18 protein-coding genes are annotated in these 18,176 nt (G+C 48.8%); 7 read left to right on the top strand and 11 right to left on the bottom strand.

All coding sequences use genetic code 11. From position 1 onward, the window contains the following. Positions 1–30: 30 nt before the first annotated feature. From F3J29_RS05715 to F3J29_RS05750, 8 genes are all read right to left on the bottom strand, one after another. On the bottom strand, positions 31–318 hold the full coding sequence (locus F3J29_RS05715; RefSeq protein ID WP_008461440.1) for a YdgH/BhsA/McbA family protein: 288 nt from the start codon (positions 316–318) through the stop codon (positions 31–33). A gap of 169 nt (positions 319–487) precedes the next feature. Next, positions 488–610 carry a DUF2474 domain-containing protein gene (locus F3J29_RS05720; protein WP_166863721.1) on the bottom strand — a complete coding sequence of 41 codons (123 nt, stop codon included), beginning with the start codon at positions 608–610 and terminating at the stop codon, positions 488–490. Beyond that, complete coding sequence (gene cydB / locus F3J29_RS05725; RefSeq protein WP_166863723.1) at positions 610–1,623, bottom strand: cytochrome d ubiquinol oxidase subunit II; 1,014 nt, start codon at positions 1,621–1,623, stop codon at positions 610–612. Before cydB ends, F3J29_RS05720 begins: the two co-directional genes overlap by 1 nt. Further along, complete coding sequence (locus F3J29_RS05730; protein WP_166863726.1) at positions 1,623–3,017, bottom strand: cytochrome ubiquinol oxidase subunit I; 1,395 nt, start codon at positions 3,015–3,017, stop codon at positions 1,623–1,625. Before F3J29_RS05730 ends, cydB begins: the two co-directional genes overlap by 1 nt. A 924-nt stretch (positions 3,018–3,941) precedes the next feature. Next, positions 3,942–5,168, bottom strand: coding sequence for a M12 family metallo-peptidase (locus tag F3J29_RS05735; protein WP_166863728.1), 1,227 nt, complete (start codon positions 5,166–5,168; stop codon positions 3,942–3,944). Positions 5,169–5,338: 170 nt separating this feature from the next. After that, positions 5,339–5,569, bottom strand: a complete 231-nt coding sequence (locus F3J29_RS05740) for a hypothetical protein (RefSeq protein ID WP_166863730.1) — start codon at positions 5,567–5,569, stop codon at positions 5,339–5,341. A 542-nt stretch (positions 5,570–6,111) separates the two neighbouring features. Then, positions 6,112–6,468, bottom strand: a complete 357-nt coding sequence (locus F3J29_RS05745) for a hypothetical protein (RefSeq protein ID WP_166863731.1) — start codon at positions 6,466–6,468, stop codon at positions 6,112–6,114. A 511-nt stretch (positions 6,469–6,979) separates the two neighbouring features. Then, positions 6,980–7,402 carry a GIY-YIG nuclease family protein gene (locus tag F3J29_RS05750; RefSeq protein WP_166863733.1) on the bottom strand — a complete coding sequence of 141 codons (423 nt, stop codon included), beginning with the start codon at positions 7,400–7,402 and terminating at the stop codon, positions 6,980–6,982. A 508-nt stretch (positions 7,403–7,910) separates the two neighbouring features. Between F3J29_RS05750 and F3J29_RS05755 the strand changes: the two genes are divergently transcribed. The 3 genes from F3J29_RS05755 to F3J29_RS05765 all read left to right on the top strand — a co-directional run bounded on the left by F3J29_RS05755 (position 7,911) and on the right by F3J29_RS05765 (position 11,509). Beyond that, positions 7,911–10,076 (top strand): C10 family peptidase, encoded by a 2,166-nt coding sequence (locus F3J29_RS05755; protein ID WP_166863735.1) that lies wholly within the window; start codon positions 7,911–7,913, stop codon positions 10,074–10,076. A gap of 181 nt (positions 10,077–10,257) precedes the next feature. Next, a complete protein-coding gene (locus tag F3J29_RS05760) occupies positions 10,258–11,043 on the top strand; it encodes a chitosanase (protein WP_286175168.1) in 786 nt (261 codons plus the stop codon). 49 nt (positions 11,044–11,092) lie between these two features. Next, positions 11,093–11,509 (top strand): SH3 domain-containing protein, encoded by a 417-nt coding sequence (locus F3J29_RS05765; RefSeq protein ID WP_353620532.1) that lies wholly within the window; start codon positions 11,093–11,095, stop codon positions 11,507–11,509. Between the two features lie 20 nt (positions 11,510–11,529). On the opposite strand, the gene F3J29_RS05770 is transcribed toward F3J29_RS05765, so the two are convergent. The 3 genes from F3J29_RS05770 to F3J29_RS05780 are packed head-to-tail and all read right to left on the bottom strand — an operon-like array spanning position 11,530 to position 14,096. Beyond that, on the bottom strand, positions 11,530–12,300 hold the full coding sequence (locus F3J29_RS05770) for an inositol monophosphatase family protein (RefSeq protein WP_166863737.1): 771 nt from the start codon (positions 12,298–12,300) through the stop codon (positions 11,530–11,532). 9 nt (positions 12,301–12,309) lie between these two features. Next, complete coding sequence (locus F3J29_RS05775; RefSeq protein WP_502706547.1) at positions 12,310–13,317, bottom strand: LacI family DNA-binding transcriptional regulator; 1,008 nt, start codon at positions 13,315–13,317, stop codon at positions 12,310–12,312. A gap of 8 nt (positions 13,318–13,325) precedes the next feature. Next, complete coding sequence (locus tag F3J29_RS05780; RefSeq protein ID WP_166863741.1) at positions 13,326–14,096, bottom strand: MBL fold metallo-hydrolase; 771 nt, start codon at positions 14,094–14,096, stop codon at positions 13,326–13,328. A gap of 161 nt (positions 14,097–14,257) precedes the next feature. On the opposite strand from F3J29_RS05780, the gene F3J29_RS05785 reads away from it, so the two are divergent. The 4 genes from F3J29_RS05785 to F3J29_RS05800 are packed head-to-tail and all read left to right on the top strand — an operon-like array spanning position 14,258 to position 18,155. After that, complete coding sequence (locus F3J29_RS05785) at positions 14,258–15,286, top strand: ABC transporter ATP-binding protein (RefSeq protein WP_166864983.1); 1,029 nt, start codon at positions 14,258–14,260, stop codon at positions 15,284–15,286. A 27-nt stretch (positions 15,287–15,313) separates the two neighbouring features. Continuing rightward, complete coding sequence (locus tag F3J29_RS05790; RefSeq protein WP_166863743.1) at positions 15,314–16,453, top strand: ABC transporter substrate-binding protein; 1,140 nt, start codon at positions 15,314–15,316, stop codon at positions 16,451–16,453. Between the two features lie 56 nt (positions 16,454–16,509). Beyond that, positions 16,510–17,343, top strand: coding sequence for an ABC transporter permease (locus tag F3J29_RS05795; RefSeq protein ID WP_166863745.1), 834 nt, complete (start codon positions 16,510–16,512; stop codon positions 17,341–17,343). Then, positions 17,340–18,155 carry an ABC transporter permease gene (locus F3J29_RS05800; protein WP_166863747.1) on the top strand — a complete coding sequence of 272 codons (816 nt, stop codon included), beginning with the start codon at positions 17,340–17,342 and terminating at the stop codon, positions 18,153–18,155. Before F3J29_RS05795 ends, F3J29_RS05800 begins: the two co-directional genes overlap by 4 nt. Positions 18,156–18,176: the final 21 nt, after the last annotated feature.

Below are 18,176 nucleotides of genomic sequence, written 5' to 3' on the forward strand. Positions count from 1 at the left end.
GACGGCCCTGTTTTAGGGCCGTCTGGTTATTTATTTCTTAAAGACTTCGATATTAATATTTTTATGATTAGACTCGTCGCCGGTGGCGGCGATTATCACATAAAAGCAGTCGGCAGGCTTCACGTTGGACGCTTCACACTTTTGATTTACCTCTTTGGATAAATCCTTGTGTCCGACGGTCGGGGTCCCGTCTTGTTCCAGGGAAAGATCGCCAACTTTTGTATAACCAGATGATTCTTCATGGGTAATTTGTTTTGCCGCAAAAACAGGTGATGAAACTAACAGCGTTAAAGCCAGTGCGGGTAGCATATATTTCATCTTTGTCATCCTCTGAATGTTTCATTGAAATGGTTAACTGTTTTTCCTCATTAACGCATTAAAGAATTAGCACAGTTTTAAAGAAAATCAATTTCATCGCGGTGTGATTTTGGCGCAAAAATGGGGAAGGACAGAATAAAATCCCTTCCCCAACATACGGTTCAGAACTTTAAGATTTAAAGCCTGCGGCGGTCATCAGCAGACGAAATCCCATCCCCACTGCGGCCAGCGCTAATACGCTGGCGCTCCAGAGAATCACCATCCATATAAGACGTTTGGCGGTTTCTTTCATCAGTGATACCCCTCACCGGGCTGCACCTTCCCGCGGAATACGTAATAGCTCCAGAAGGTGTAGACCAGGATTATCGGAATAATAAACAGCGCCCCTACCAGCATAAAGCCCTGGCTTTGCGGTGGCGCAGCGGCCTGCCACAGCGTGATGTCCGGCGGAATGATGTTTGGCCAGATGCTGATGCCCAGTCCGCTAAAGCCCAGAAAAACCAGCCCCAGCGTGAGCACAAACGGCGTGGCGTGCAGGCTGTCGGTTGCCCGCACGCTGCGCCAGAGCCACAGGCTGAACAGCACCACAAGCAGCGGGACCGGCAGCAGGAACAGCAGATTTGGCAGGGAGAACCAGCGCTCGGCAATATTCGCGTGGCGAAGCGGCGTCCAGATGCTTATCACCGCTATCACGGCCAAAAGCGCCAGCAGCAATGCCGGGGTCAGGCTCCGCATTCTTCTTTGCAGTGGATCTTCGCTTTTCATCACCAGCCAGGTGGCACCCAGCAGGGCGTAGGCAATGACCAGACCCAGGCCGCAGAACAGGTTGAACGGCGTTAACCAGTCAAGCTGGCTACCGGCAAAATGCCGCCCGCTGACTGAAAAGCCTGAGATAACGGCGCCGACGGCGATACCCTGGCAAAAAGTCGCCAGAATCGATCCCCCCAGGAAAGCGTTATCCCAGAAAGGGCGGTGCGCCGGCGTGGCTTTAAAGCGGAACTCGAAGGCGACGCCGCGGAAAATCAGCCCCACCAGCATCAGCGTGAGCGGAATAGTCAGGGCATCGACGATAACCGCATACGCCAGCGGGAAAGCGCCAAACAGGGCGGCCCCGCCCAGCACCAGCCAGGTTTCGTTCCCGTCCCAGACCGGTGCCACGCTGTTGACCATCACATCGCGGTCTTCAGCGTCGCGAATAAACGGAAACAGAATGCCAATCCCCAGATCGAAACCGTCCATCACGATATACATCAGGGTGGCGAAAACGATAATTACAAACCAAATAACGGATAAATCGATGCCCATTAGCGCGTCTCCTCGAGTGATTCAGCGACCGCGGACAGCGGGCGAGCCGGGGTGCCTTGTGCCGGATGGTCGTCGAACGGCTGCGGGCCTTTTTTGATGAGCCGGATCATGTAGCCGTAGCCGACGCCAAATACCGACATGTACACCACAAAGAAAGCGGCCAGGCTGAGGCTCATTTGCAGCGTACCGTGGGCAGACACGGCATCTTTGGTGCGCAGCAGGCCGTAAACGACCCAGGGCTGGCGGCCAACTTCCGTCGTAATCCACCCGGCGAGAATGGCAATCAGCCCCGAAGGCCCCATCCACAGCGCAAAGCGCAGGAACGGGCGGCTCTCAAACAGCCGGTCGCGGTAGCGAAGCCACAGGCTGGCGACGCCGAGCAGGATCATCAGCATGCCTAAGCCCGCCATCACGCGGAACGACCAAAAGACAATCGGCGAGTTAGGGCGGTCCTCTTTCGGGAATTCTTTTAGGGCAGGCACCTGTTTTTCCAGACTGTGGGTGAGGATCAGGCTGCCGAGCGCTGGGATTTGCAGGCCAAAGCGGGTGCGCTCCTGGTCCATATCCGGCAGACCGAACAGCAGCAGCGGCGTCGGCTCGCCGGGACGGTTTTCCCAGTGCCCCTCAATGGCGGCGATTTTAGCCGGCTGATGCTGGAGCGTATTCAGGCCGTGCATGTCCCCAATCATTGCCTGAATTGGGGCGACAATCACCGCCATCCACAGGGCCATTGAAAACATGGTGCGAATGGCCGGTGTGCTATTACCCCGTAGCAGATGCCAGGCGGCAGAAGCCCCGACGAAGAAAGCGCTGCTGAGGAACGCCGCCACGGACATATGCAGCAGGCGATAAGGGAATGACGGGTTAAAGACCACCGCCAGCCAGTCCACCGGCACGACCTGGCCGTTGTGAATTTCAAAGCCCTGCGGCGTTTGCATCCAACTGTTTGAGGCGAGGATCCAGAAAGTGGAGATGATTGTCCCGAGCGCTACCATGCAGGTGGCGAAGAAGTGCAGGCCTGGGCCAACGCGGTTCCAGCCGAACAGCATCACGCCCAGAAAACCAGCTTCAAGGAAGAAAGCGGTCAGCACTTCGTAGGTCAGCAGCGGGCCGGTGATGCTGCCGGCAAACTGCGAGAACCCGCTCCAGTTGGTGCCGAACTGGTAGGCCATGACCAGCCCGGAGACCACGCCCATGCCAAAGTTAACGGCAAAAATCTTCGACCAGAAGTGGTACAGCGAACGGTAAACCGGGTTTTTAGACTTTAACCAGAGCCCTTCAAGTACCGCGAGATAGCTGGCAAGCCCAATGGTGATGGCCGGGAAAATAATGTGGAAGGAGACAGTGAAAGCAAACTGGATCCTCGCCAGGTGAAAAGCGTCTAAACCGAACATGCAGAACTCCGCATAGAAAATTATTCGGCTCGATTGTAGGCCGCGCCACGTCTGGGTTGTATGAACAGAGCGACTGCAAAAATGGATAACAGTTTCTCACCCTGAATAACGCTTCCCCAACCTTCTCCAAAATAAAGGCAATCTTCAGTGATTTATTTAAAATCCCTGACACAAAAAGAGTGTATAGCCGCCAGCAGAGGGAGGTAACTGGAGACCATCATATGCGTAGAACAAGTTATAAATTCGACAGTTCCCCACTGGATTAACTAATGGTGATGAGTATTTGTGCTCAAAAAAGGGAGGATATCAAAACAATTCATCGCGCATGTTTATGACACCGTTCATCCTGAACTCATGGAGACCGTTATTTATTGAAACATTTGCATCCAGAAAAACCATTTTGTGTTTCTCAAACCGGTCTTTGAATTGAATAATTTCCGACTCAACGTCAATTTGTTTTGTGAACACGGGTTTAGAATAATGTAGTTCACTTTTAACGATAAGTATTCTATTACTTAGTTCGTAAAATGAGCAATCACTTATTGACGTAAACAGTGCATCATGATTGTGGCGTATCAAATGAATAAAAAAAGCGCACAGATGGTTTATCGCTAGCATGTTGTATCAGTGCCATGAACCATGAATTTGCTCTCTGGAACAGGCCTGTTCTCATAATCTACACTGTAGCGTTGTCTAAAGATGAGACCATCAATTTCTCTTGAGCTTGATGAGAAGGTGAACCTGTCAAACCAGTCTTTATTTAGCTCGGCAATAATATTATCTATATCCATGATGAATCCCTCTGCTATATAAGTTATTAAACATTGGCGGATGTTTTTTATGGGTATGATTTATCTGTGTAAACGAAACTTTTTTGCTGATGTACTTTTCGAAACTAATGCCCCGATGCAGGGGCATGTACCGTTAGTAAAATGATGCAACGGTTTCTCTACGTTCATTCAGGCGTCGAGAATTGTCTTCATATTTTTCGCTGCCACTCGGTATGCCTTTATAGCTCATCCGTGGATTTGAAAACATATTTATTCTTGAGCAAGAAACGTTGCTGCAGTTATAAGACATAATGGTGCGCCAGCTATTGATAGCGCTTGAATCCTCATGTTTGAAACCATGTCTATAGCATGGGAGTCTTTTGGGTTGATTATTGTCATACTGGGCTAAATCATGGCTTGCGCCAATATTGTGTCCCATTTCATGGGCGAAAGTATAGGTGCCAGTAAGATAACTGTAACGAATTACGGCAAATGCTGTTGAAGCTGTGGCGTCATTGTATGCCGTCCCTGCTTCCCCTGACGTTCCTAATAACATTACTGCCAGACTTGCTTTGTTTTTTACTCTAAAATCATTTAGTTGACTGCTTAGTGATGAACCACTAGACGTTTTCATTTGTGATAGGTTATTACTATAGTTTCCTGTTTCTGTATAATCAGCATCCAGTATGCCTGCCAATACGAAGTTAATTCCTACATCACTATTAGATACACCCAGATTGGCCTCTGTGAATGCTAAAGTAGTCAATGCTGAAATATCGCTTGAAGATAGACGGTCTCTTGATTGTTTTGTAGTTACAATTGCAACTCTGATATTACTTTTTTTTCCTGAATCACCACTGTAAGACGGGTAGGTTGGGCAGGTTACGGCTTTATTCTCGATGTTTTCATTAATTTCACTATCTGACGGGACTTTACTTTCATCAACCTTTATAACAACAACTTTGTTCTCTTTGAGTGGATATACCTGGAATAATTGACCATTAACGCGAAAAGAAGCAGCTATGCTGCCATTGTGGTTAACGAGAACAATATTATTTGCCAGGTCACTAGTGTTATTTTTATCTTTAAATCCAATCCAAACACTACTTCCATTGCTGGTTGTCAGGCTTTTTTTATGATAAATAACCTGAGTGTTTTCAGTCGTCTTTAATGTCAATGTGTCGCTGTTGAGATTTTCTTTAGCTAATGATAGATCAAAGATAGATACGTTTATTGTTGATGATGACTCTTTTAACTCCTTAATGAGTTCAGACTGTGCATTATTTATATCTGTTGATGCTTTACCAAATAATTCTGAGCAATAGCCGTTAGATATAAAGCATGTTGATGCTAGCAGTGGTAAAAAAATGCGTGCATTCATTTTCACTCCTTATAATTTCGGTGTTGTTGGTGGGCGAGAATTAAATAAATTGATAAGGGCAATGCTAATGTGAATAATGGGATTGTAGAAAGAATATCAATGTGCACTAAAATATAATATGACTGAGATGTTGATACAGCCATATTATAAGTGTCTTATAAGATGCTATATTAAGCGGTTAAGGTGAAGCGTAGCTGGCTAAATTCAATATTACCCGTAGTTGGATGTGTTACAATGTCAATTGTACGCTCACTTACTGTCCACAGCGTTGCGCCGCCCCTGTCATCTAAACGCCAGTGATCTCCGACTTGAATTTGGGTGAATGTTTCTAAGTTACCATAATAAGTTACGAAATTGCTTTGGCCTTCTGATACATGATTAACGATAATTTGAATATTCATTATGTTTTCCTCAATGGTTATGGTTGGTTAAATATTGCGGTGGTCGCTGTTTCATAAATTATTATAGTTTGCGTTTTTGTGTTGACGATTTTTTTTGGCGTTATTTATTATAACGATATTAAATATCGCACAGATTGTTTTTTTTATTTTTAGAGCGCGTGAAATATAATTCATGCGGTTGGTTTTGTTATTATTTGCTATTGGTTTTTGTGGTCTTTATTGAAATGAATCAGAATGCAGTCGCTAGTCATATAAGATGAAATATAGTCAACTACCAAATTAGGTGGTAATAAAAATGGGCTGAAGAGATCGCGGGGATTACAACCACATCATCTCAGAAAGAGTATGACTAATAGTGGCAACGTCTTAAAGCATGGGGAATGAACCAATAGACGAGCTGTATAATCCCTGAGGGAAGTCAGTGGCTTACTGGTCGTATGACACTGCAAAAGAATAATGGCATCACGGTCTGTGTCGGCTGTTGATGTTTATGGCGAGGTAAACAGTCAAAGAAAATTCCGGGAAAACCCGGCATTTTAGCTTTATTTTTTAGAAGGATTTTTACCTCTCTGCTCAAAAACTTGTTTTCTTATATGCATAGTGTTTAACCTATCATACTCATTGAAATCACTTTCGCTTAGTTCATTTTTTGAATGAACATGCTGGGACAGTACTTCATACTTATCTGACATTTCGTCTATTTTAGTCTGAACGCCTTCGTGTAATCCTAACTCTCCTGATTTAACTTCAAGGCTTTTTGCATTGACTCTGACTGTTTTCCTGTCTAAAACCCAGTTAGTTTCTTCAGAGCCATCCTCTAAAATTATGTGATCATCAATACAGAGTTGAGAAAATAATGAGTTAGTACCATTGCTGAAATTCAATTTAATAACTTTCATCTCATTTATCCTTTCTTGGTCGGTTCATAAGAGTGAGTTATTTACGGTAGCACGCTTCTACATATTATGCATTTTTTCTATTTGTAAATATCTGGCAGTGAAGTTGGCTGGTAGTTATCTATCTGTATTTTTGATATTTATTTTATGTTGTTGCAACCTACCAAATATAGGTGTGGAATTTTTTATGAATTGGCTTATTTTTAAAGTTTTCCCGTCTGGAGTCAAGTTTGGAAGGAAGTGAGACTGCAGCACAAATGATCATTTTTGAATTGTACCGCTCGCTCAGGGCATACAGACCTGAGGTCTTCTGGCACCCAACAATCAGAAAGTGAATGAGATATTTCATGATGAAAAAGACAATGGATTGGCGGTGGGGATTGCGAATAAAATTGCCAAATGCGCCTTGATGGTAAGCGTGGCGAAGAGTTTATAGTTAAGTTAGTTACGGAATTTTGTCGCGTGAGAAAAGTGGTGCTTTAAATGCACCACGAGTTATTGACGAACCTGGGCTCTAGAGGCTGCCGACTGACAACGATTCTGGTAAGCCTGCGTGTTGTCCAGTGAGATGCACGGTGGTTCTCAGATAAGGATAGTCACCGGTGTATTCGCTGTTTTCAGGCGGCGTAACTTTGCTGATTAGTGCGGCCTCAACCCTTACCCGGTTTGATTCAGGGATTGTTGCAACTGAATAGCACAGGGTTTCACCTCTTTGAAGGTGTCTGTTCCAGTCATCTAATTTATTATGAGTAGCCAGGCGATGACGTACATCTGCAGACTCACCGATATAAATTAATTTCCTGATACTTACGCTTTTTTCAGTCTGATTAAAAGTGCAGGCATAGACACAATAAATCCCTGACTGAGCTGGCACATATTCTTTGTATACTTCACGCCAGTAACCTTCAAAATTGAGGCTAACCGTAATTCCGGCCATTGTTTTTTCTCCATGAGAGGTAATCAGCTATCCCTCGCATAATTAAACTTCCACGCCCTTACATGGAAGAGCTGAATGATCATGCTAACGCACTGTTTTTACAGCTTTGCCGAAAATAGCCATTTGTTTACCATGGGTTTAATTTTGGTTTTATGGCTTGCCGCTATCATTATTTAATATTAACGATTTTAATTATCGTTGTTTTTTTTCGTGCGCATTTAAATTCCGCGCATCTTATCTTTACGATATTTTATCATGTTTTTGCACTGCTATTTTTATATGTTTCATGACATTTGTTATTTATTGGCCAATAACCTACCAAATATAGTGATGTTTTTTCCGTTAAGTTGATCTATCTTAGATTTGTTGTTGATTTTGCGAAAAAAATATCAGCCACATATTGGTATGCGTTCAATATATATGTAATGAGGTTACTATTGTTTTTATCGTCAAAGATAAAGTCAGAGGCTTCAATGAACGCTAAAAATTCATTTTAAGGTGACTTAATATGTTAAAAAAAATATCATCGAGTGTTAACTCACTTCTTACTACCCGATGGGATCAAGATCATCCCTATAACTACCAGCTCAGATTAGAGGGTGAAGTCACAACCACCGCTCCTGTTGGATGTACTGGGGTTGCAGGTGCGCAGATAATGAATTATCACAAGCATCCTCTTCGTGCTAAAGGCATTATGTACGATAAGTATAAAGAAATAGAAGTTGATGTTGATAGTTTTGAATATTCCTGGTCATCAATGAGCGATCAACTCACCACCTGGTCAGCGCAGGAAAATATTGATGCTGTATCCATGCTGTCCTACCATGCACGGATGGCAGCGGCAACTGAGAAAAACGCAGCCGGATATCCCCTGGAATTGATGAAAAATCTTCCTATTCATTTTGGGTATGATGATAATATTGGGCATATAGATTTGAAGGAGCCAGAGAGTAAGTATTTTTCTATTAATGAATTTCACGACTTAGTCAAAGAGGAGTTGAATAACAACAGGCCTGTTTTTATATCTATTCCGGGACATGCTATAGTCTGCGATGGATATCGTGATGATGGCATGTTTTCATTCAATTATGGATGGGGTAGACAGCCTTATTGGTATACTCTTGATGATGGATTAAACGGATGCCGCCCGACACAGGCTTTTATAGGAATAAGACCGCATTATAACACAGGGATAGTGTGCGATGTGTTTTCAACCAATGCTCAGGCATTTTCTCCTGGCGATGATATCAGGCTTTTATTTACACTACATAATAGTAATGATGATGCTAATGTAAATGGTATGCTTAGGGTAGTTATTTTCGACGAGAATAAAGTTAGGCGTGGTTATTTGGGAGAGGAATGCGAATTGAGTTTAGAGGTGGGTGAGAACCGTCTTATCGATTTAAATGTTAAAATTCCAAGTAATATATTTTTTGGTGATTGCCATTTTGGCATTGAATGGATTGGTGATAATAATGACAAAGTGTTTATTAAAAGCAGTAGTGACTCTGCCTTGCTTTGTAAGGTAAGTTTTTCGCGAAAACAGTCAGCCGATCTTCTTGTTTCACATTTGAATGTGCCAGAAAAGATATCCGGTGATGAAATTTCGAGTGTTGGCTTCTTGATTAAAAGTAATCAAAGTAAAAATACTCGCCTTAGTTTAATCGCTGTAGATAATGATTCCAACGCCTACGCTTTGTTAGGTGAAGAGTCAGTTGATTTAGTCGCTGGTGATAATGAATCATATTCAATAGCGGCAGATTTTAGTGGTGTTAAGTCACAAGCTTCACATAAACTTATTTTATGCGAATCAGAAACCGCCACCATACTTTCTAATAGAAAGATCATTCCTTCGGCAGATATACAGTATCCAGTCGTGGTTTATGTGACGAATCCTTCAATGGATTATACTCCGGATTATTTGCTGACATCTGAAATCGATGTGTCAAGGTACTATTATGCGGACGGGAAATATGGTTTCGAATTTGAGCTTAGAATTTCTGATGAAATTAAATTACCTCATGCTGGACCTGTTTTTAGATATCAAATTGTTGATGAAGATAAAAATGTCGTCGTTGATAGTGGGTTCTCTATTTATTTTGCAACATCGCGTGATGTATCGATTCCTATTGTGTTGAATATGCCAAAATTTGCTCTCGATGGAAGTGAGCAATCTAAAAACTATCAGCTGCAAGTGATCATTGACACTGAGGAGGGAAAGAAATTGCTGACTCCTGCTGATGCAGGCATTGTAAATCCGGCAAAATTCACCGTTCATTACAGAAATATTTATGACAACATTTTATTGTCTGAATCTATAGTTATCAATAAACAGACTATTGAACATGGTGATTCTCTTGATGTGTCCTGTGAGTTGATATTATTAGGGGATAACTATCCTTTCAATAATGTAGAGATTGTCACTTTAATTGCTTATCTAAAAGCACCTGATGACGAAATTTATGAGATTGGTAGAAAGATTGCTGGTGCTTATCAAAGCAACCCCAGAACAACATATATGTCGTGTACAATTCCCGACGATTTGCCAGTTGGTGACTACACTTTATTCCTAAAAGCGATTGATGGCTATAATGAGACAGGCCCATCCAATCCTAAAGTATTAGGTTTGGATGGTAATGTACTTGATGAACTGATAATCACTGTTATTGCTTAAAAATATTGAAATTAAAAAATGGCCATAATGATATGGTCATTTTTTACATCTCAAAAATTACTATACAAAGTCTTTAAATGGATAAGGCAGGCACAGGGGGACTGCAAAAATGGATAACAGTTTGCCTGGGAACCAGGCTGCAACTTATCGGTCTATATTGCGAACGGTCTTTCAGGAGAAAATGATGCCGTCACCAAAGTTTGGGCTACTTCTATTATTCGGTTTCTGCCTGGCTTCGCAGGCAATTGCTGAAGGTTTGCTCTCACCAGCCAAAAGAGAGATCGCCATGCAGCTGGTCTCCAGTGCGGAAAACTCCTCGCTGGACTGGCGAAAACAGTATGCCTATATAGAAGATATCGACGACGATCGCGGCTATACCGCTGGTCTGATCGGTTTTACTTCCGCCAATGGCGATATGCTCGATGTTGTGGAGCTCTACACCTCGCAGCAGGCGGATAACCCGCTCGCTGGCTATCTCCCTGCGCTAAAAGTGCTAGCGGAAGAAGAAAGCAGCGCCCATATTGGGCTAGATCCCGATTTTGTTGATGCCTGGAAACGGGCGGCAAAAGATCCCGCATTCCGGGCGGCACAGGATCAAATCCTCACTCAGCAGTACCTTCAACCCGCCGTAGCTCAGGCGAAAAAAGATGGCTTAGGTCCTCTGGGGCAGTTTATCTATTATGATGCGCTAGTGATGCATGGACCAGGTGAGCAACGTGATGCGTTCGGTGGTATTCGTGCGGCGGCAAAAAAAGTGGCCGAAACACCCACGCAGGGCGGGAGCGAAAAGGCCTGGCTTAATGCTTTCCTGGACGCAAGAGTGAAAATAATGCGAGAAGAAAAAGCCCACGAAGATACCTCCCGCGTGGAGCTTGAACAGCGCCGTTTTCTCAGGGAAGGGAATTACAGCCTGTCACCGCCGCTGCGCTGGCGAACCAACGATGAAGATTTTGCTATTGAGCATTGAATGCTAACCTTTTTGTCCTTCCGGGCGATTTAGCCCGAAGGGCACAAAGGTGACTTTCGCAGTAACCAGCGTTGTGCCAGGCTTTGGCTGTTCACTGAGCAAAGGAGGCCATATTGTGAATAGCGTCGCGATTGTTACCCAGAATTATCTTTCAGCTTTCCCGAACCCCATTCAGATCAAACGCCATGAAACTGTCGCCATTAGCCACAGCGATCTCGAGTGGCGCGGCTGGGTGTGGGTCACGCTCTCATCCGGCAAGTCAGGCTGGGCGCCGCAGCAAATCTTTATCCTGTCGGGGCCGCATGAAGCGGTCTGTCTGGAAGACTACACTGCACACGAACTGACGGTAAACGTGGATGAGAGACTTACCGTCAAGCGCTCTTTGAACGGCTGGTACTGGGCAGAAACATCTGAAGGGGAATGGGGCTGGGTACCCCATGAGAACGTTGCACTACTTCAGAATTAGCTGAGTTGCAGAGGGCTTAATCAATTCATTTCGCCATCCAGCAGCGCCATTAACCTTTCCTGCACGCTGGTGCAGCCGGCCAGTACCAGATTACCTTGCAACAGGCCGCCGTTGGCGAGAAAAGCGTTACTGCTGCCGCCCGCCTCGGTGATCAGCAGCAGCCCGGCCAGCGCGTCCCAGCTGTTCATATGCTCCTCGTAGTAAGCGTGTACCTGGCCCGCGGCAACGTGCGCCAGCATCAGCGCGCCTGCGCCAAAACGCCGGTATTCCATGCCGTCGTTCAGGACATCTTCGATAGTGCGTGCATAGAGTGGAACCGGCGCGCGGCTGGAACGGCCCAGGCCGATGACCACGCTTTCCGGGGAAGGATCGTGCAGCTTGAGCGGTTTGCCGTTCAGGAATGCGCCTGCGCCGTGCCGGGCGAAAAAGAACTCATCGCGATCGGGGGCATAGATAATCCCCAGCTCAATGACATTCTGCCTGACGTAAGCCAGGGAGACGCACCAGTAGTCCATGCCAAGAATAAAGTTAGTGGTGCCGTCAACCGGGTCGAGTACCCAGACGCCACGCTCGCCCTCCACCAGGCCGCTTTCTTCCCCGAGGAAGCCATCCTGCGGGCAATGCGTTTGCAGCCAGCTTTTAATCTCTTGCTCAACCAGAATGTCCGCCTGTGAGACGAAATCCTGGCGGCCTTTTTTCTCCACGCTTAAGCCTGCATCGCGCAGTGCCTGGGCGCGGGCGCCCGCTTCGCGGATTAACGCGCATAATGCCTGTAGCTGTTGTTCGGTCATGTTTTGCTCTTAAATAAGGGGAATAGACGTGTGTCGGTGAATCATGTTGACCTTCACCCAACTGGTGCGTGAAGGCTGTGCAGGCGTTCGGGCGCGCTCCAGCAGGTGAGCCAGCGCCAGACGCGAGATCTCTTCCACGTCCTGGTTAAGGGTGGTGAGCCGGTAGCTGTACTGCGCCGTTTGCGGCGTGTTATCGAAGCCGATCAGCTGAAAATCCTGTGGCGCATATTGACCGTGCTGGCGCATTCCGTCGAGAAAGCCACAGGCCAGCTGAGCGTTGGCGCAGAAAATACCGTCGGGGATCTGTACCGCAGCCGCAGCCGCCTGCCAGCCGCCTTCATAGCCTTCTTCCGCACAAAGCAGCGAAACCAGGTTTTGCTCAATGTTTACGCCACGCTCGCTCAGCGCCTGGCGGAATGCCTCGCCGCGCATTCTGCCGGCCCAGGTAGAAGAGTGATTGTTAAGCCAGCCAAAATGTTTGCATCCGCTGTTGACCAGCTGTTCGGCGGCGAGCACCGCCCCGGCGGCGTTATCCGAGCAGACGTAATCCACGCCCGGAATGTCGGGCTGGCGGTTGATGCCGACCACCGGAATATGCTGCTGCACGCACTCGTTCACCAGCGCTTCGGGTGGTTTGCCGGAGGTGACTATCACGCCGGAGACGCGAAATTGCGTGAAATGGCGCAGCGTTTCCGCCAGCTCCTGCTCAGAGCGGATCTCCGTCACCAGCGCCTGAAAGCCGTTGCGCTGAATTTCACTGAGAAGGCCGTCAAGCAGGCTGCTCCGAAACGGATCGTGGATGCGCGACACGATGACGCCAATCAGATGGCTACGGCGGCGGTTAAGCCCCTGGGCAAGAAAATTGACCTGATAACCCAGCTCTTCGGCGACCTGCAGCACGCGTTCCCGCGTGGCAGGGGAAATACTGCCGTTGTTGCTCAGCGCCCGGGAAACCACGGCGCGAGAAACGCCCGCCCGGCGGGCCACATCTTCGGCGGTCACGCTTTGTTTATGCATGGACGGACTCAAGACAGGTAATCCTCAGTGTAAAACCGCTGCTGATGGAAGTCGTACTGCAGCCCGTCCTGGCTGACGAACAGCCCGGCGTGGGGGCGACAGGCCAGCTTCAGCGAGGGCAAAATGGCATCGTTACAGTGGTACAACCCCAGCGACGGCAGCCCCAGAGAAGTAAAAAGCTTCAGGCAACCGGGGAAGTCGCCGTGGGAAGCGTCCTCCGCCAGTTCAGACAGCGAGGCGCACTCCTGAAACGCCAGATCCACACCGGCCATCAGCGCGATGGACTCTTCGGTTGGCCGTCCGTCGCCGCTATAGAACAAAGCATATTCCCGGATATCCACGCGCAGCGCCAGATTGGCCATTTCATGGCGGGTTGGGGCGGTGCGGATCCGCCAGTGGTGCCAGTGAAAATCAGCTTGGCTGTCGCGCCATTCGATGGGGAAGCAGAGCGAAGGTTCCGGCCAGTTGGCGAGCGAGGCCAGCTGCATCAGTACTTCGCGCTGCGCCGGCTGGCTGTAGATCACCAGCGGCTTTTGGCGGGCAAAACTTTTCCAGTGATTAAGCAGCGCCGTTAACCCGGTGCAGTGGTCGGGATGCACGTGGGTGAAAAACAGCACGTCGATGTCGTTGATGCCGCCGCCGCGCTGCCACAGCGCGCGGGGCACGGTAGGGCCACAGTCGATAAGCCATTGCCGGTTTTCGTCATCCACTATCCGCAGCGCGGAAGTATTTTGCCAGCGGGAGAAAGCGCTGCCGCAGCCAAGCACGTCGATTTTCATTGCCCCTCGCTAAAAATTTATCGCGGTTAATTAAAGTGTCACAAAGACACGCCACAGTAGGCTCACATCATCTCTGAGCGGCGTTTCATTTTTTTTACAGCGAAATGAACACGTGTTCACTCAGAGCAAAAAAGACGTAAATAAACATGTCGGATACCGTTATGAGCTACCTGGAAATGGCGCACCTGCAAATCAGTTACGGCGAAAAGGTGGTGCTAAAAGAGATTAATCTTGCCGTGAAGAAAGGCGAGATGATTGCATTGCTGGGCCCGTCCGGCTGCGGGAAAACAACGTTATTAAATGCGCTGTGTGGATTTATTCCCGTTAAGCAGGGCCGCATTACCGTGGCCGGAAATAATATTACCCAAAGCCCGCCGGAACAGCGAAATATCACCATGGTATTTCAAAGCTATGCGCTGTGGCCGCATTTAACGGTGGAACAAAATATTGGTTACGGCCTGAAGCTACGCAGATGGCGGCGGGACGCGATTCAGGCCCGAGTGCTTGAACTATTGCAGATGGTTAACCTGACCGGCCTTGCCGGCGCGAAAATTACCGAACTTTCCGGCGGACAGCGTCAGCGCGTAGCTCTGGCGCGCGCGCTGGCCATTGAGCCAGACGTACTGGTGCTGGATGAACCGTTGTCGAACCTGGACGCCAAAGTCCGGCTTAACGTGCGGCACGAAATCAAGCAGCTGCAGAAAAAACTGGGCTTCACCTCGGTGATCGTCACCCACGATCAGCAGGAAGCGCTGGTGATGGCTGACCGCATCGTGGTGCTGAATAATGGGCATATCGAGCAAATCGGCACTCCGGAAGAGATTTACCAAAAGCCCGCCACGCCATTTGTGGCTGATTTTATGGGGGCCGATAACCGTATTACGGCGGAAGAAATAGATGCGCTGGGCCTGGCCTCGCTAAATAATAACGGCGAGCAGGACATCTATTTCAGAAGCTCTGACGCCGCGCTTTCATCATTATTCAATGCCTCTTTCCCGGAGAGTGGATTAATGCTTGAAGGTGTGATTGAGCAGAATGCTTTTATTGGCCACAACTACCGCTACGCCATTCGCTGTCAGCAGCGTCTTTTTCACGCCGATTCCGTTGATAATTTGCCATTGAATACAAAAGTCAGGCTGCATGTGCCTGAGTCAGCCCTGCATATTTTTAGTCCGTCCCACACAGCTTGAACCAGTCTATTTCTCTGAGGGGTAATTATGTTTACTAAAACCAGCCTTGCCGCCGTCACGGCGTTATTTTTAAGTTATGGCGCACAGGCGGAAACCGTTTTAAACGTGGCCACCGCAGGTGACCAGAATATGGTGGATTACGTCAAAACCTGGCTGGGGCCAAAGTTTGAAGCCGCGCATCCGGGAGTGAAGGTGCGCGTGGTCGGCACCGGGCCGGGGGACGCAGGCTCAAATAAAATCATCGAAAAACTGAGCGCTCAGCAGCAGAGCGGGGCTAAAACCTGGGATATCGACGTGGCCGTGGTTCACCAGAAAGCGGGCGGCGAACTGGTGGAAAAAGGGCTGCTGGAAAAATACCGCCAGCATATTAAAACGGGCGACATGGTCACCGCGGATAACGCTAAAAATGCGCTGGGCGTGAACGTGGACGGCTATGTGATGCCGATGTTCCTGAGCCAGACGGCTATCGCCTGGAACAGTGAAACGATGAAAGCACCACCGGCCTCTTACGACGAGCTGGTTGCGTGGGCGGCGAAACATCCGCAGGCGTTCGGCTACAACGGCATTAAAAACGGTATGTCCGGCGTCAGCTTTGTCGTTGGCTGGATCTACGCCTACGGCACCGACGCCCAGCGCCTGTCCGCTTTGCCTTATGATAAAAGCGTAGAAAAAAACTGGGCGCAGGCGTTCGAGAAGCTAAAAGCGTTCAACAAGAACGTGACCTTTACGCCGGGCAACGCCGGTACGCTGGATATGCTGACCCGCGGGGAAATCGCCATGGGGCCGGTCTGGGTGGATATGTTCTACACCTGGAAAGATCAGGGCAAACTGCCGCCGTCCATCAAGCTCGCTTTGCTTTCACCGGGCATGCCGGGGCAGCCGATGTATTACGTCACGCCGGCTAAAGCGGCACAGCCTGAGCTGGCGCGCGAGTTTATTGCCCTGGCGACCAGCCCGGAAGTGCAGGCTGACGGGATCGTGAAGCAGTTTAACTGGTATCCGGGCATTGACGCTAAGTACGTCAAGCCGAAGCTGGATGACGCAACCTGGAGCAAACTGTTTGCCGAGATTTCCCCGAAAGCGCTCGCCGATTACGGCAAAAGCTTCCCGATAGCGCCTTACTTTGACGACATCAAAGAAGGGTACGAAAGCCAGGTGTCTAACTAATTCTTTCCTGGCGCCCGGTTCAGGTCGGGCGCCACGCTCAAGCTTAAAGGTTTGCTATGCGCGTTTCGCTTAACTATCTGCTGCTGGTGAGCCCCGCCGCGCTGATGATTGTGGTGCTGTTTCTTTATCCGCTGGGCTTTTCTCTGGTGGCCGCCTTTACGTCTGATAGCGGGGCGCTGACGTGGCAACACTTTGCTAAAGTCCTGGCGCTCTATTCAAACGATATTCTGTTCACGGTGTTTATCGTGCTGGTGTCGGTTGCGCTGCTGGCCGCGTTGTCGATTACGATCTCAGCGGTGATTACGCTCTCTTCCTGTCGCCTTGTGGTTCAGCTGCTGGGTATGCTTTACCGCCTGCCGCTGTTTATTCCGTTTATCGTTGCCGCGCAGATGATGCGCACGTTTCTCGCCAAAAATGGCCTGATGAATAACCTGCTGGTTGCCAGCGATCTGGTGCAGCCGCTGGACACGATTTCCTGGCTCGGCTGGAGAGGGATCATCATTACCTTCGTCTGGAAACAGCTGGCGTTTGCCACCTTGCTTATTTGCGGGGCGATGGCGGCGCTGGAGCCTTCGCAGGTACTGGCTGCCAGAAACCTGGGGGCTTCGCGAGTTCGCATTTTGTTCGACATTATTTTACCGCAGGTGTTACCGGCCATTGGCGTTGCGCTGGTGCTTTCCACGGTGACCATGATGTCCGTGTTGTCCGTGCCGCTGATGATCGGCACCGGGACGCCAACGATGCTGACCGTGGATATGGCGTTTCGCGTTAACGCCTACAGCGATTATGCGGTAGCGAACGCGCTGGGGGTGATCTCCCTGCTGATTTGCGGGACGCTGTCATGGTTTTATCTGCGCCACAGCCTGCGCCAGAAAGGAGGGGAAGCATGAGCCTGATAAAAGGCCGATTCGGCCTGCCGCTGCAGGTACTGCTGCTGGCCTTTATGCTGTTTGCGATGTTCGGCCCGCTGCTGAACCTGCTTGTCTGGACGGTGGCGGAAAGCTGGTTTTATCCGCATATCTTGCCGAGCCAGTGGGGATTAAAGTACTGGTATCAGGTGTTTAGCCCGTACAGCGATGTGTCCGGCTCGCTGCTGACCAGCGTGTTTATTGCCGTGCTGTCGGTGCTGGTTTGCCTGCTGATATCCGTTCCTGCTGGCTACGCGCTTTCCCGCCGGGCGATGCCGTTCCGGGTGATGTTTATGCTGCTGTTTTTGATCCCGCAGGCGTTTCCAAACCTGACGGTGTATATGAACATCGCCCGGCTTTTCTATCAGTGGGGGCTGAACGGCACGGTGGCTGGCGTGGTGCTGGTGCACAGCGTACATGGCCTGATGTATTCAGTCTGGATATGCGTCGCCGCATTTTCGGCTGTCGATCCGCTGCAGGCGCGTGCCTCGCGTAATTTAGGGGCAGGGCCGCTGTTTACCTTCTGGCATATTGTGTTGCCGCAGGCTTTGCCGGGGATCATGGCCGCCGGAATTTTCGTGTTCCTGGAGTCGCTGGATGAGTTTACCGGCACCTTTTTCGTCGGCGCGCCGGATATCACCACGCTGCCGCTGCTGCTTTACAACGCCAGCATGTCCGGGAATTACCAGGTATCGTCCATTACCGCGCTGATTTTGCTGGTACCGTCGCTGCTGTTTATGCTGGTCATCCATAAGTTTATGCGGCCGGAAATGCTGTCGAAGCTGGGCAAGTGATACAGGCATTGGCTATACAAT

The organism is Enterobacter sp. Cy-643, assembly GCF_011752815.1.
In the GTDB taxonomy this organism is placed as follows: Bacteria; Pseudomonadota; Gammaproteobacteria; order Enterobacterales; family Enterobacteriaceae; genus Cedecea.

Bases quoted from the DNA above. Each gene is read 5' to 3' on its own strand.
- F3J29_RS05780 (WP_166863741.1), bottom strand. From the start codon at position 14,096: ATGAAAATCGACGTGCTTGGCTGCGGCAGCGCTTTCTCCCGCTGGCAA.
- F3J29_RS05730 (WP_166863726.1), bottom strand. From the start codon at position 3,017: ATGTTCGGTTTAGACGCTTTTCACCTGGCGAGGATCCAGTTTGCTTTC.
- F3J29_RS05785 (WP_166864983.1), top strand. From the start codon at position 14,258: ATGAGCTACCTGGAAATGGCGCACCTGCAAATCAGTTACGGCGAAAAG.
- cydB (WP_166863723.1), bottom strand. From the start codon at position 1,623: ATGGGCATCGATTTATCCGTTATTTGGTTTGTAATTATCGTTTTCGCC.
- F3J29_RS05790 (WP_166863743.1), top strand. From the start codon at position 15,314: ATGTTTACTAAAACCAGCCTTGCCGCCGTCACGGCGTTATTTTTAAGT.
- F3J29_RS05735 (WP_166863728.1), bottom strand. From the start codon at position 5,168: ATGAATGCACGCATTTTTTTACCACTGCTAGCATCAACATGCTTTATA.
- F3J29_RS05775 (WP_502706547.1), bottom strand. From the start codon at position 13,317: ATGCATAAACAAAGCGTGACCGCCGAAGATGTGGCCCGCCGGGCGGGC.
- F3J29_RS05760 (WP_286175168.1), top strand. From the start codon at position 10,258: ATGATGCCGTCACCAAAGTTTGGGCTACTTCTATTATTCGGTTTCTGC.
- F3J29_RS05715 (WP_008461440.1), bottom strand. From the start codon at position 318: ATGAAATATATGCTACCCGCACTGGCTTTAACGCTGTTAGTTTCATCA.
- F3J29_RS05740 (WP_166863730.1), bottom strand. From the start codon at position 5,569: ATGAATATTCAAATTATCGTTAATCATGTATCAGAAGGCCAAAGCAAT.
- F3J29_RS05745 (WP_166863731.1), bottom strand. From the start codon at position 6,468: ATGAAAGTTATTAAATTGAATTTCAGCAATGGTACTAACTCATTATTT.
- F3J29_RS05800 (WP_166863747.1), top strand. From the start codon at position 17,340: ATGAGCCTGATAAAAGGCCGATTCGGCCTGCCGCTGCAGGTACTGCTG.
- F3J29_RS05720 (WP_166863721.1), bottom strand. From the start codon at position 610: ATGAAAGAAACCGCCAAACGTCTTATATGGATGGTGATTCTCTGGAGC.
- F3J29_RS05750 (WP_166863733.1), bottom strand. From the start codon at position 7,402: ATGGCCGGAATTACGGTTAGCCTCAATTTTGAAGGTTACTGGCGTGAA.
- F3J29_RS05755 (WP_166863735.1), top strand. From the start codon at position 7,911: ATGTTAAAAAAAATATCATCGAGTGTTAACTCACTTCTTACTACCCGA.
- F3J29_RS05770 (WP_166863737.1), bottom strand. From the start codon at position 12,300: ATGACCGAACAACAGCTACAGGCATTATGCGCGTTAATCCGCGAAGCG.
- F3J29_RS05795 (WP_166863745.1), top strand. From the start codon at position 16,510: ATGCGCGTTTCGCTTAACTATCTGCTGCTGGTGAGCCCCGCCGCGCTG.